A 12,869-nucleotide genomic window follows, 5' to 3' on the forward strand; every position below is an offset into this window, starting at 1 on the left:
CATCAACAATTTCAAGTTTCTTGAAAACTATTATATATGTTTATACCACGCTTTATTGATACGTTTAATCTTTACAGGTGTTGAATTTTTAGACTCATCCTTTGTTGTAACCCTATTATTAGAACATCCTGCAATAGTGAGACAGCATGTAGCCAATAAAACTAATACTATTAATTTCTTCAAATAGCCACTCCTATATAAGGGAAATATTATATTAAGAAAACTAAACATAACATCGAATCTTTATAAAAACAATATATTTCCTAGTTTTATTATCCGTTGGCAGATTAAAGCACACCTTAAGGAGCATGAATCCAATGTCTAATTTCCATTTTATCCGATTCTCAATGTTTATTCCAACATAAAAAGATAGCTATTATTGTTGAAAACTAATTATCTCTCAAAATGAAAAATATGAACTGAATCCCTATAATCCAATATAGTTTACTCAGCTAACTTTTCCCCTGTAACAATCCGAAACAAAATAGCTGCATTTTTTTCTTCTAATTGAGCGTACCGATTACCACCCGAGATGATTTCCACTGTATCCTTATTAGGGCTTATCCAAATTTGATACAACACAGCTTTCGCCTCTATTTTCGGATTTTTAAATTGAAAAATAAAATGATAATCAGCTGGACGAGACATTTCCACTTTTTTATTTTCAAAAATAGTATCCTTTAATATTTTCTTTACTTGCATCACTTCATTATTATCTGTCACTACCTTAAAATCTTCATATTCATTATCACCAATATCTTTTTGCACTTCAATTCTTTGCTCTTCATTTTCTAGTATATTTGAACAGCCAGTTACTATTAATATACAGATAATAATAAAAACTAAAGACACATTTCTATCCTTCATATTCATCTACCTCATTTCATAACAATCCAGATTATTGTAAAATAAAGGTAATTAATTTATGGTTAAAAATATAAATAATATAAGGAAAGGAGTATGATCCATGCAGTTAAAAACATACACTTGGAAAAGCTATACGTTTCTCATTGTAAGTATATTCGTTACTATTAATCTCTTTCTTTTCACACCTATTTTAGACAGGGTTGGATTAGAATATGTTGTGCCTTTCGCTTACTTCATATTAGCTTCCGCTGTTATAGCAATCCTATTAGCGGTCATCTCTTTTTGTAGCCGAGCTGAGAAAAAAATTTTAGCCATCATCGGGTTATGTTTTACTCTATTTAATACAGCAATTATTTTATTCTTCCTTTGGTTCGGTTACCATTTCACTTAAGTGAAATATAAATAAACTCCATAAGCTACAAATAAAATTAATAAAATAAAAATACCGAGTATCGTGTATATCATCCATTTTAAGTTTGAACTCATATACTCCCCCTTCTGGCCTCCTAATAATTCCAGTATATAACAAAAAGCATTGGATACCCAATGCTTTTTCATACTTACGCGAATAAAGATGTATTCGCATATAAAGCTGGTGAACCACCTGAATGTACGAATAAAATGTTGTCCTCTTTATTAAATGTACCTTTTCTAATTAAGTCGATTAATCCCGCTACTGCTTTACCTGTGTATACTGGATCAAGTAAAATACCTTCAGTTTTTGCTAACAGCTGCACTGCTTCCACCATTTCTGGCGTTGGTAACGCGTAACCTGGCCCTACATATTCATCAAAGCATGTAACAGCTTCGCGCGGGATAAAGTTTGGAATACCAACGTGAGCTGAAGTTTCATCTACAAGTTTTGCTACTTTCTCTTCTTGCTCTGCTTTTCCTCTACTTACGTTAATTCCGATTACTGGGATGTTACTTTGTGTTCCAGCAAAACCTGTAATTAACCCAGCGTGCATGCCGCCGCTACCGCTTACGCAAATGACTGAACTGAAATCAATTCCTTGCTCGAATGATTGCGCCATAATTTCTTGCGCACAAGCAACGTATCCCATTGCGCCAGTAGGATTTGATCCACCAACTGGAATGACATATGGTGTATTCCCTTTTTCACTTACTTCTTTCGCAACCTTATGCATCTCTTCCATAAGATCTGCTCCGTTTCGTACAACAATGACATTTTCAGCACCTAGTAAATGATATAAGAAATAGTTTCCATTAAAGTCTGGCTTCTCTTCTGGCTCAAGCCCTTCTTCTAATACAAGAATACATTTCATTTTCTCTTTCACCGCAGCTGCCAGTGTTAGGCGGCAATGATTGGACTGAATACCACCAGCTGTAATTAACGTATCTGCACCCTTCGCCTGTGCATCCGCAACTAAAAACTCTAACTTTCTCGTCTTATTACCACCAGCTGTTAAACCAAGTAAATCATCTCGTTTAAAATAAATAGTCGGCCCGCCAAGTGCCTCAGAAAAATTGTTTAATTTCTCAATTGGTGTATATGATTCTGTATATTTTTTTCTCGGGAATTTAGCTAAATTCATGAATAACGCTCCTTTGTACTTCTTTCACAATGTATGTAACGATACTATTATTACATGTAAAAATGATGAAGTCATCTTTCTGGGGTAAAAATGTGTTGGAATTCGGTTTTGGTGAATGAAATTATAACTTCAATACGGTACATGAAATTTATATCAGCGATTCTTAACTTATATCGGCGATTTTTAAATTATATCGACCGATTCTTAATTTATATCAGCGATTTTTCAAATATATCGACTTATCGACAAAAAACAACAAAATAAAAAGAGCTCACACATTCAAATGCGGGCTCCCTCCAATCACTTATTTGCCGAAAAACGAAGTAGCTGTGTTAATCCTGGTTCTAAATTCATTTCGCCTTTATGGCGTACGTATACGATTTTGCCCCCGTCAAATTTGGGTGGGTTTCCTGGATTATAAGTATGCCACTCGTCCGTTCCTTCTATAGAGTACTCCATGTATTCTGTTGCACCGACGATTATGTTTTTACTATCATCTGCCGTTACATTTGGTGCCATTTGTGCAATTTTCGAATCACTAATTAATAATTTCTTTATTTCCTTATCACGTTTGTAATCATAAGCTGTCACCATTACATCGCTACCATATGCTTTCACTTGCAACCCTTGTTTAAATGAATAACCATCAGGAGCAGTCTTCTCTCCTCCATTTGGTCCAGCCGACATCCAGCCCGTTTCAATCCCGCCCGTATTTACAACAGTAAATCCTTTTTTATCTCCGCCTGCAATTTTCTTTTTACCAGCCCAGTCCGGTAAGTTTAAATCCCAGTGCGTGTGACTCGTAAAGAAAACAACTTGTGGATAGTCTTTTAATATATCATACAACTTATCGACATTTAAATAATCTTGTAAGTACGGTGATTGTCTTGATCCAGACACCGTATCAGGTAAAACGTGATGAGAAAAAATGAAAATCGGCTTGTTTTTATCTTTTTGGCTGTACTCTTCTAAATTTTGTTTTAACCAACCTAATTGTTCATCACTCATATATACTTCATCCCACATTTTTGAATCGTGGTATTTCATATATTTTTCCGTTCCTAAAAATAGAAGCGGATAACCGTCTAATTCTTTTTTATGATATACCTTTTCTTGTCCGCTAAATTTCAGATAGCGGTTAAATAAAGTTTCCTCAGTTACACCATTTGGCCATGTACTTTGAGATAACTTCCCATCAGCTGTCCATTTACCAGCATAAAACTCATGATTCCCAACAGTTGACCATACATTCTCGGGATGCTTATTTTTGTTTAATACACGCTTCACATCATCATATTGGGACTGTTGTCCAGTTGGCGTTATATCCCCATTCATAATAAGCGCTCTAGAAAGTGGCGTTACTTTATTCATATCTTTTAATACGTGATCAAAATCTCCTAAATCACCTTGAATGTCACTAATAACATTAAAAGTTGTAGCTGATTTTCGAACTTGCTCTTTCCCTTCCGCATGTGCTGAAAATGTCGGTAATAATGCCGCCATAACTGCTAACGAAGCAACTGTCTTTTTCATACAAATTCTCCCCCTAATAATAGAATGTACAAACTGACATGTTTTGCTTTCTCTTAGGTGCTTGTCCAATTCACATTATAAAGAGGGATTGTAAAGATAGATGGAGTAAAAATTTAAGTGTTTTTTAAGAGATTTTGTCTTTTTTACACGCCCCATTCAACAATTAACACTAATTTTTCTATTAACCTACTAATATTAACTGAATGTAAATTTATACGATAAATCACTTCGTTTAATCTGTTGTGTTTTAATTTTCTTTACACAATTTCAATAAGGTACTTTACCATTTTAAATTCTCTTCATTAATCCTCAATTTCTATTCCAGCTTGTTTTAATGGTTCTAATACTTTCGGGTAACACATTGAAATATACTCCACTGTTTTTAAATTTTTTAGATTTTGAAATCCTTCAACAGATATAACATCAAATAAACTGTCTTCACCGTCCCAATCAGGCTTTAAAATATGATAAATTTCATTCCCGCCATCAAAGCAAAGGGATTCAATCTTTTCCAAATCACTTATTTCCAAAGTTAACTCTTCTAAAAAATCTCTGATTTCAACAATTGGTCCAGCTCCTGCATACCATTCGAAATTATTCGTATACTTATCTATTAAGTCTTTCAATTCCTTTTGAAATAGTGGCTCTTTATCTAATAAAGCTTCAATTATCACTAATTTAAAGTTAAAATCCTGAAACATTTCACTCTTTCCCATTTTAACTTCCTCCTATATTGCCCCTGTCCTAGGGTTTTAATCTCCTTTACACAACTTCCAAAAAGCACTTTACCTTTTTAAATTCTTTTCATTTAATCCTAACAGCTCTGGTAAAATAAAACCCCCATCTTTTCTAATCAGTACATCATCAAACCAAATTTCACCACCGCCGTACTCTGGCCTTTGAATGTTTACTAAATCCCAATGTATCGCTGATGTATTCCCATTATCTGCACCTTGCAACGAATCTCCAATCGCTAGATGAAAACTACCATATATTTTTTCATCAAATAACGTATTATTCATCGGATGTAGTATGTAAGGGTTAAAAGCTAACGCGAACTCTCCAACATATCTTGCTCCCTCATCCGTATCAAGAATGCGATTCATTCGCTCTGTATCATTTGCATATGCCTCTATTATTTTCCCATGTTTAACATGTAACTTTATATTTTGAAACGCATAACCTTGTTGAATGGAAGCTGTGTTAAATGTTATTACTCCATTTACAGAATCTTTAACAGGTGCTGTATATATTTCGCCATCCGGGATATTATCCGTACCATCCCCCTTTAAAACGCCTATTCCTTCAATGGAAAACTCCAAATCTGTTCCTTCTCCAATTATCCTCACTCGTTTTGTCTTTTCCATTAATTCTTTTAATGGCTCCATCGCTTTCGACATATTGTTGTAATCTAGCGTACATACATCATAATAGAATTTTTCATAAGCCTCCGTGCTCATATTTGCTTCTTGTGCAGAAGCCGCATTCGGAATGCGAGTTGTCACCCATCTCTTTTTATACACCGCTTCACTATGAGCTTTTCCGAATATCTTTTGATATAACTTCATTTTTTCTGCTGGTACATCTGCTAATTCATATGCATTTCTGGGACTACGGAGATTAATATACACTTGCATTTTACTTAGTCGATAACATTCCCAATCTGCTAATAACTTAAATTGTTCTTCAGATCCTGATAAAATCAATTGCCTCGTAACAGAAACGTCACGCATTGATACATGTGCATATCCACCTGCTTTTTCCACTGACTTTATAATTTCACGAACTACTATAGGATCTATTTCCGTAACACTTTGAATTAACACTTGGTCACCAGGCTGTACTTTCGTAGAATGGTTGACTAGTATATCTGCTAATTTAGATAATTCTTGTTTCATTATACTCCTCATCCTTCCCTTTCAAAAACTTAGTAAAATAAATCATTCAAGATAGAATATATAAATTCCATAACGTAGATATCGCAGCTACACTCAAATAAAAAGTTCTTGGTAACAACCAAATGCCGTAAAAAATCATAAAAGTTTTTCTCCTAATAACTGCTAGAAAAGAAGGGAGTAAGGGCATGAAAAATACAGTAATATATACTTCCTTATCGGGCATTTTTCTGCTATGCGGGTTGAAATATAGAAAAACAATTGAAAGGATTAAAATGATTATAGCAACGACTAATCTTTTATAAATACTTATATAATTTTCATAATTCCTCGCCTTCCAATAGCAATATACTTAATACTTTCGATTGCTACTATTTATATTTTCCGCTCCATACAAAACTCTCTTTGGATTTATAACAATCATTACAACTGCTACCACTAAATAAAATATCGCGTTATACATGATTAGATTTATTAAATTTCCGTTTATAATACCAATAAAAAAATTAAAGAATTGATGGATAATGATTGGAATAATTAAATTCTGATTCAAGTTGTAAAATGCAGTCATGACGATTTTTATACATATGATAGAGATCATAAAAAATAGAATATATTTCATTAGGTCCATGCCAACAAATCCTGTAGTAAACCAAATAGGTAGATGCCACATCCCCCACCAAAATCCAATGATTATTGAAGCCTTTAATGGTGAATACTTCTTTTGAAGCTCAATTTGTGCAAATCCTCTCCATCCTAGTTCTTCTCCCAATGGCCCCGCAAGAAAATTTTTAACAAAGAAATAGATTAGTATTCCCCATGAAGATACAGTAAAAATAGAGTCTACTTTACTATTTTTAGATATTAGAAACAAAATCAATAAAAATATAAAAGCCTGAATCATACTTGCAGTAAGAATCACAGATAATTTAAGTTTAGTCCTGAATTTATCTTTTACAAATTGTATAACGCTCTGCCCCGGATAAATTTTTTTAAATAGCATTACAAAAGCAAAAGTTGAAGACCAAGACGATATACAAAACATTACATCAAAAACCCATACAGGGAACCCCAACATACTTGTAGCTCCTACAAGTAAAAAAAGTGGCAGAAAAATAATATTGGTTAGTACAATAAAACTAGCTACTGGCTTTTTTAATTTCTTTTCTCTATTCATGCACAATCCCCATTTCAAACTATGTATTTCGCAAATATAATAGTATTTATATTTACAGATACTCCTAGCTTAAACCTGGGGGTTACTCACAGGTCAATACATGTCTGCATTATTTTACAGGTGCATAAATTTCTAAAAATATACGCTCAAGTTCATCTTCATACGTGGTAAGTAATATGTTTATATACACTAGCCCCAAAAGCTCATGCCCTTGTTCTATTGCTGCTTTTCTTAAACTGGATCCCACGATATGATCAATACTATTCCCACCAGTCGACCACCTTCCATCTTCAATAACTGTATACATACATTTTGGATGTGATAGAATTTCCCCTTCTAATTCTTTGTCAAAGTCCTCTACTTTTCTTACAATTATAAATTTATCTTCTATAATACCTTCTTCATTAAAACTTATAACTCTTCGTAGAGATGTTAAAGTAACTGCCTTTTTTAAACGATCCGTATTCTTTTTCAAAGATTCATATTTATCATACGCAGTAAAATGCTCTATTTCTCCATTTACTTCTAAAGGCTTCATTTCTTTTACTACGTATTTCCCTAAGAATTGCTTTATTTTTTCGCAATCTTCTTTTGCAATTTGAAGCTTTTTTAAAAGAAGTTTTTTATACTCTATCTCCTCTAAAACTTCTTTTTCTTTCTCTTCTAACAATGCTTTTATTCCCTCTACGCTCTTACTTTTTCTTAATTCCTGAATTTTTTTTATTTCGATATCCATTTCCCTATAGAAATTGACCGTTGTTATATCATATATATCAAAATGATTATATTTCCTATACCCATTCTCAACACTTTGCTTTGGCTTGACCAAATCTTTTTCCTCATAAAACTTCAAAGTATCTCTAGATACATCTAAAAATTTTGCAACTTGTCCAATTGTGTACATTCTGTTCTCCTTTAGCATCACTACTTAATTTGTTACATTCATACTTCATATTCTTTAAATTATCGAATTTCCCTTCCTATTAATGTTTCCCACTTGTTCTCCCATAAAAAAGACACAGAGATTCCTCTCCATGCCTAATAATCCTCTACCTCTTTACCGCATGCACATAATGCACCGTCTCAAAAGCTTCTAAGTAATCGTTTCTTCCTTCAAAATAGAATGTATTTATGTCCTCTGGTGATAAATGCTCATAAATGAGTAAGCCCGCCTTCTCTAATAGTGCTTCCATTTCGGTATAAGAAAAACATGATTTCATCGGTTCTCCGCCTATTGTAGCCATTTTCACCATATTTTCAACTCGGTTAGACAACCCTTTTTCCGTAAATAAGTTTTCATCGGGATAATCAAAAACGATAGAACTCCCTTCTGGAACCATCTCGAATAGACATTCTATTAAACTAGAAAGTTCCTCTTTCGTTAAATAATACGTAACACCTAATAGGCTAAAGAAAGTCTTTTTATTTTCAAATCCTTCATTCTGTAACTGTTCATAGGAAAATCCTTTCGTAAAATCCATTGAAACAAAATGAAGGTTATTTGGAACTTCAAGTTCTGCTTCTTTTATTCTTTCCTTCTTAAACTGCTGCGTAGAAGGATGATCCACTTCAAATACTTCTATTTTATTTTCTAGTTCTCGGTGTCTAAAACTGAATGTATCCAATCCCGCACCGAGTATCACGTATTGTTTCGCTCCCAGCGTAATCTCGTGTAGTAATACTCTTTCACAATATGCCGCACGCGCTAAAGGTGTTGGTGATAATTGAACTTGTGTAATCCATTTTAATATTTCTTTCGGATTATCTTGAAACTGCTGTGCAATGTCTGTATTGAAAAAATGTATTCCTTGAACCATGTTCATTTCAATGTCGTTACGTTCTTTTTGAAAAATGAACTCTTTAGCTACATAATCATCAAAGATTTTCGGATTATCAAATTCACTATGATATGCCCTTCCGAAAGCTGATACTAACGACGTTACACTTGCTTCACCTTTTTTCACGCGCATACACTCCTTCATTTTCACAACAAAAATAGGGTTCCCCCTGGCCAGGAGAACCCTATTATACACTTTATTTTTATATTGGTAAATTATAGCATAAATAAGTTTTTTTGTCAAGTTTCCAGCCTACTATCACTCCGACACTTTGTATATTCTCTAGCAGGAAAATTGTCGATTCACACAGAATATTCCAGACTATAACAATACACATGGAGGCCAATATGAAACGACTCGTCATTATTACAGTAGGAAAAACACACAGCGGAAAAACTACATTTGCAAGAGAATTAGAAAAAGAGTTCCCTCACTCTTTCGTTATGGATCAAGATAACCAAGCAGAATTTATTAACGCGCATTATGAAAAATTACAACCAGCTGAAGGCGCTAATACATTTAAGCACGGCCTTTCAAAATTCATTGTTGATTATGCGAAAGAACATACGAGTTTACACCTTATTATTTGTAATTCCAATCGCAGTAAAAACGGACGACTATATTTACTAAATGAATTATTTCCGCCAAATGAATATGTACGCATACTCGTTCATTTTGACATTCCAGATGATGTACTTTATGAAAGAGTGGCTCGAAGCACGCGAAGTACGAATATTTTTAAAGGTAGCTACTCTAGTTTCAAAGAAGTACTCGATCGGCAACAAGCTGAATCATTTCACGAGGATGTCGTGGATCCTGTAGAAAACGAGGCTGATTATTTGTTTGTAATTCGTAATAACAAAGATGTAAACTCTACCATAGAAGAAATTGTTCATCTAGCTAAAGTATTGTCCCCTACCCCAAAATAAGATAATTTTAAAATTACATAATCATAGATTATTATGCAAATACTTCCTTTGGGCGCCGCACATGGTATATAATAATAAAATAATCTACTTATATATGCTCAATTTTACACAAAACAGTTCATGCATATGAAAGAAAAGAGGTACAAAAATATGAAAACAAAACAAACAATCGCTGCGTCTACACTAGCTTTAGCAATGATTGCTGGTGCAAACTCTGCTCATGCGGAAGTAACTGATGCTACTCCTCAGCAAAGTACGGGAGATCGATTAGCTGAAATTAAACAACATAAACAAGAGTTAGATGCGAAATTGCAGCAACACAAAGAAAACGCGGATCAAACATTGAATGAACTTAACAAAGTTAAGGAAAATGTTGATACGAAGGTGAATGAACTACACGAGCGTAAACAAGTTGCCGATGAAAAAATTAACGAACTTAAGCAACGTAAAGAAGAGTTCGATGCAAAACTTCAGCAAGACAAACAAATCGCCGAAGATAAAATCGCTGAAATAAAAGAGCATAAAAAACAAGTAGAAGATAAAGTTGCTGAAGTGAAAGAACATAAGCAAAATATCGATAATAAGGTTAATGAGATTAAAGAACATAAACAAACTGTCGATGAAAAAGTGAATGAAATTAAGCAGCATAAAGAGAACATCGATCAAAAGGTTAATGAACTTAAGGAAGTTAAAAAACAAGTCGATGAAAAGTTAGCTGAGTTAAAGAAAGCGAAACAAACGGCTGAGGACAAACTTGCTGAGCTAAAAGAAAACAAACCGAATACTGGTAACACGTTAGAGGAACTTAAGAAAATTAAAGGCAATTTAGATAGCCTTTCCGCTAACTTAGAACTAGCTAAACAAGATGTGAAAAACAAACTAGCCGCATTACAAGAAGCTAGACAAGATTTAATCAATAAAATTAACGAGATTAAGCAATCGAAACAAACTGTTTCAGACGATTTATCAAAGAAAAAACAAGACTTAGATATTAAAATCAACGACTTTAAACATACTGAGAAAAAAATTGATGACAAATTAGCTGAGTTACACACAACTAAGCAAAATGTAGATAACAAGATCAACGAAGTATCTCAATCGAAACAAACAGAAACAAAGACTGGTACTACAAATGCAAACAATAATGCTAGAGAACTTCCTAATGCTGGTAGTGAGCAATCAAATAATATGGCTTTAGGTATGTTATCTGTATTAGGCGGCGTTTTATTAATTGCGCGCAATAAAATTAAAACGTTATTCTCAAAATAAAGCCATTATACTTATTAGAAATAATTATACAAAGGCCAACCGCATGTACGGTTGGCCCTTTTTCTTTATATTAATTGTCCATCTCTTAGCGTCAATATACGATCACATACATCAAGCATTCTTTCATCATGTGTAATCATAATTGCTGCTTTTTGGCTCTCCTTCACTTCACGTTTCATCATTTCCACAACTTCACGTGCGCGTTTTGAGTCTAAGCTTGCCGTTGGCTCATCCGCTAATATTAAATCTGGGTTATTCATGAACGCACGAGCAATTGCTACCCTTTGTTTTTCCCCACCAGATAGTTGATTTGGATAATGATTCTTTCTTTCTCCTAATCCAAATGCCGCTAATAAATGATCTGCACGCTTTTCGGATTCTTGTTTACTTTCTTTTTTCAGCTTAGCAATGTAAAGTAACTGTTCCTTCACATTTAAATATGGAACAAGATTTGCAAACTGGAAAATGAAGCCGATTTTTTTCAAACGAATGTCTGTCATTTCCTTTTCTGATAACTTCGTAATATTTTGCTCACGAATGTAAATATCCCCTTTTGACGGTGATAATAGTGCACCCGCGATTGATAATAACGTACTTTTCCCTGATCCAGAAGGACCGACGATTCCGATAAATTCTCCAGCTTTTACATCAAGCGATATCGGATGAAGGGCTGTTACTTCCGTATTCCCTTCTCCGTACACTTTACTTACTTTGTCTAATTTCAATAATGAAGTCATTACATCCCGCCTCCAATTGCTTCTAGTGCATCAACTTTTAATACTTGATATAACGAAATAAGTGTTCCTAAAATACTAATGACGATAAAGATTGCTGCATATTGTGCAATCATCGGTGTTGTTAATAAGAACGGCATACCTGTTGGTAAAATTTGTTCTAATCCTTGTACAAGAACGATGCTAATTATCATCGCAACGACTGATAAGAATAACGCCTGCACGACTAAGCTATTTGCTAAATACGAGTTCTTTGTACCAATCGCTTTTAATACGCCTAATTGCTGTGTTTTTTGCAGCGTAATGACGTAGAAGAATACACCGATTAATAGCGCAGCGATAACAAGTAAGAACGCAATAATCATCGTTAATGTTCCTTGCTCTTCTTTAAACCCTGGAATACTTTGCAGTACTTCTTTTTTGTCGATAACATGTGCATTTTTAATTTCTTTATCTGTATTCAGTGCAATTGCACTATAATCTTTTTGATTTGGTTGTGAAATAGCACCCCATATGTCTTCATTTACATATACAACTGGTGTATGGCTAAACATTTGATCTTTCGTAAATCCAACGATTGTAAATTCTTTCTTTGAAACAGGATCAATAATTGTATCCCCAATATCAATTCCTTTTTCTTTAATTGATTCATCAGCAACCATTTCATTGTTTGCTGTACCTAATTTCTCACCTTTTACAATGTTCGGTTCCAAAAATGTATCGCGTTCACTTGAGAAAATAGCGATATCAACCTTTTTTGAACTATCTTTCTTTTCATATGTTGAAACTTTCACGCGAAACGGAACGGCCTCTTTCTCGCCTACTTGACTTACTACGTTATCTACATCGTCTTTCTTAATTTGTGAACGAAGTAATTTATTTTCCGCATCATCCGCTAAAACGAACTTATTTGCCTCCATATTTTGAATCGATGAAGCATTATCATATGATAATCCATTTGCTAATCCTGAAATCACAAGGACTAAAAATGATAATAAAACCATGATAAGTCCGATTAATCCATATCTTAATTTTGATTGTTTCAATTCACGCAGAGCTAAAAACATTTCG

Annotated in this window: 13 protein-coding genes; 3 read left to right on the forward strand and 10 right to left on the reverse strand. The window is 33.8% G+C overall.

All coding sequences use genetic code 11. The features are described 5' to 3' along the window. Nucleotides 1-444: 444 nt before the first annotated feature. Nucleotides 445-867 (reverse strand): hypothetical protein, encoded by a 423-nt coding sequence (locus tag ACTFR9_RS08240; RefSeq protein WP_000654991.1) that lies wholly within the window; start codon nt 865-867, stop codon nt 445-447. 100 nt (nt 868-967) lie between these two features. Here ACTFR9_RS08240 and ACTFR9_RS08245 point away from each other — a divergent pair, with 100 nt between their 5' ends. Next, nucleotides 968-1,258 carry a hypothetical protein gene (locus tag ACTFR9_RS08245; RefSeq protein ID WP_229136735.1) on the forward strand — a complete coding sequence of 97 codons (291 nt, stop codon included), beginning with the start codon at nt 968-970 and terminating at the stop codon, nt 1,256-1,258. 169 nt (nt 1,259-1,427) lie between these two features. On the opposite strand, the gene ACTFR9_RS08250 is transcribed toward ACTFR9_RS08245, so the two are convergent. The 7 genes from ACTFR9_RS08250 to ACTFR9_RS08280 all read right to left on the reverse strand — a co-directional run bounded on the left by ACTFR9_RS08250 (nt 1,428) and on the right by ACTFR9_RS08280 (nt 8,992). Beyond that, nucleotides 1,428-2,423: a D-cysteine desulfhydrase gene (locus ACTFR9_RS08250; RefSeq protein ID WP_229136736.1), complete on the reverse strand. Its 996-nt coding sequence runs from the start codon at nt 2,421-2,423 to the stop codon at nt 1,428-1,430. A gap of 300 nt (nt 2,424-2,723) precedes the next feature. Further along, nucleotides 2,724-3,956: a DUF4073 domain-containing protein gene (locus ACTFR9_RS08255; protein WP_103141436.1), complete on the reverse strand. Its 1,233-nt coding sequence runs from the start codon at nt 3,954-3,956 to the stop codon at nt 2,724-2,726. A gap of 302 nt (nt 3,957-4,258) precedes the next feature. Continuing rightward, nucleotides 4,259-4,672, reverse strand: coding sequence for a DUF6892 domain-containing protein (locus ACTFR9_RS08260; protein ID WP_103141435.1), 414 nt, complete (start codon nt 4,670-4,672; stop codon nt 4,259-4,261). Between the two features lie 69 nt (nt 4,673-4,741). After that, entirely contained in the window at nt 4,742-5,854 is a 1,113-nt protein-coding gene (locus ACTFR9_RS08265; RefSeq protein WP_000807031.1) for an aminopeptidase, read from the reverse strand. Between the two features lie 349 nt (nt 5,855-6,203). Next, complete coding sequence (locus tag ACTFR9_RS08270) at nt 6,204-7,028, reverse strand: CPBP family intramembrane glutamic endopeptidase (protein WP_001078414.1); 825 nt, start codon at nt 7,026-7,028, stop codon at nt 6,204-6,206. A 109-nt stretch (nt 7,029-7,137) separates the two neighbouring features. Continuing rightward, a complete protein-coding gene (locus ACTFR9_RS08275; protein ID WP_000288010.1) occupies nt 7,138-7,932 on the reverse strand; it encodes a MerR family transcriptional regulator in 795 nt (264 codons plus the stop codon). Between the two features lie 145 nt (nt 7,933-8,077). After that, a complete protein-coding gene (locus tag ACTFR9_RS08280) occupies nt 8,078-8,992 on the reverse strand; it encodes a class I SAM-dependent methyltransferase (protein ID WP_229136737.1) in 915 nt (304 codons plus the stop codon). A 221-nt stretch (nt 8,993-9,213) separates the two neighbouring features. Here ACTFR9_RS08280 and ACTFR9_RS08285 point away from each other — a divergent pair, with 221 nt between their 5' ends. Together ACTFR9_RS08285 and ACTFR9_RS08290 are read left to right on the forward strand one after the other, a co-directional pair. Continuing rightward, the gene (locus ACTFR9_RS08285; RefSeq protein ID WP_229136738.1) at nt 9,214-9,795 is read left to right on the forward strand and encodes an AAA family ATPase; all 582 of its coding nucleotides are present in this window, start codon (nt 9,214-9,216) and stop codon (nt 9,793-9,795) included. A gap of 150 nt (nt 9,796-9,945) precedes the next feature. Continuing rightward, on the forward strand, nt 9,946-11,064 hold the full coding sequence (locus tag ACTFR9_RS08290) for an LPXTG cell wall anchor domain-containing protein (protein WP_229136739.1): 1,119 nt from the start codon (nt 9,946-9,948) through the stop codon (nt 11,062-11,064). A 65-nt stretch (nt 11,065-11,129) separates the two neighbouring features. Here the strand turns inward: ACTFR9_RS08290 and ACTFR9_RS08295 are convergent, their stop codons facing one another. Both ACTFR9_RS08295 and ACTFR9_RS08300 read right to left on the reverse strand, forming a co-directional pair. Further along, nucleotides 11,130-11,801, reverse strand: a complete 672-nt coding sequence (locus tag ACTFR9_RS08295) for an ABC transporter ATP-binding protein (RefSeq protein WP_000202587.1) — start codon at nt 11,799-11,801, stop codon at nt 11,130-11,132. Beyond that, entirely contained in the window at nt 11,801-12,865 is a 1,065-nt protein-coding gene (locus ACTFR9_RS08300) for an ABC transporter permease (protein WP_229136740.1), read from the reverse strand. Before ACTFR9_RS08300 ends, ACTFR9_RS08295 begins: the two co-directional genes overlap by 1 nt. Between the last annotated feature and the right edge of the window lie 4 nt (nt 12,866-12,869).

It is taken from the genome of Bacillus cereus group sp. MYBK222-1 (genome assembly GCF_051916425.1).
Lineage (GTDB): Bacteria > Bacillota > Bacilli > Bacillales > Bacillaceae_G > Bacillus_A > Bacillus_A paranthracis.

Excerpts from the sequence above, each read along its gene's own strand:
- ACTFR9_RS08240 (WP_000654991.1), bottom strand. The coding sequence starts at position 867 with ATGAAGGATAGAAATGTGTCTTTAGTTTTTATTATTATCTGTATATTA.
- ACTFR9_RS08245 (WP_229136735.1), top strand. The coding sequence starts at position 968 with ATGCAGTTAAAAACATACACTTGGAAAAGCTATACGTTTCTCATTGTA.
- ACTFR9_RS08250 (WP_229136736.1), bottom strand. The coding sequence starts at position 2,423 with ATGAATTTAGCTAAATTCCCGAGAAAAAAATATACAGAATCATATACA.
- ACTFR9_RS08255 (WP_103141436.1), bottom strand. The coding sequence starts at position 3,956 with ATGAAAAAGACAGTTGCTTCGTTAGCAGTTATGGCGGCATTATTACCG.
- ACTFR9_RS08260 (WP_103141435.1), bottom strand. The coding sequence starts at position 4,672 with ATGGGAAAGAGTGAAATGTTTCAGGATTTTAACTTTAAATTAGTGATA.
- ACTFR9_RS08265 (WP_000807031.1), bottom strand. The coding sequence starts at position 5,854 with ATGAAACAAGAATTATCTAAATTAGCAGATATACTAGTCAACCATTCT.
- ACTFR9_RS08270 (WP_001078414.1), bottom strand. The coding sequence starts at position 7,028 with ATGAATAGAGAAAAGAAATTAAAAAAGCCAGTAGCTAGTTTTATTGTA.
- ACTFR9_RS08275 (WP_000288010.1), bottom strand. The coding sequence starts at position 7,932 with ATGTACACAATTGGACAAGTTGCAAAATTTTTAGATGTATCTAGAGAT.
- ACTFR9_RS08285 (WP_229136738.1), top strand. The coding sequence starts at position 9,214 with ATGAAACGACTCGTCATTATTACAGTAGGAAAAACACACAGCGGAAAA.
- ACTFR9_RS08290 (WP_229136739.1), top strand. The coding sequence starts at position 9,946 with ATGAAAACAAAACAAACAATCGCTGCGTCTACACTAGCTTTAGCAATG.
- ACTFR9_RS08295 (WP_000202587.1), bottom strand. The coding sequence starts at position 11,801 with ATGACTTCATTATTGAAATTAGACAAAGTAAGTAAAGTGTACGGAGAA.
- ACTFR9_RS08300 (WP_229136740.1), bottom strand. The coding sequence starts at position 12,865 with ATGTTTTTAGCTCTGCGTGAATTGAAACAATCAAAATTAAGATATGGA.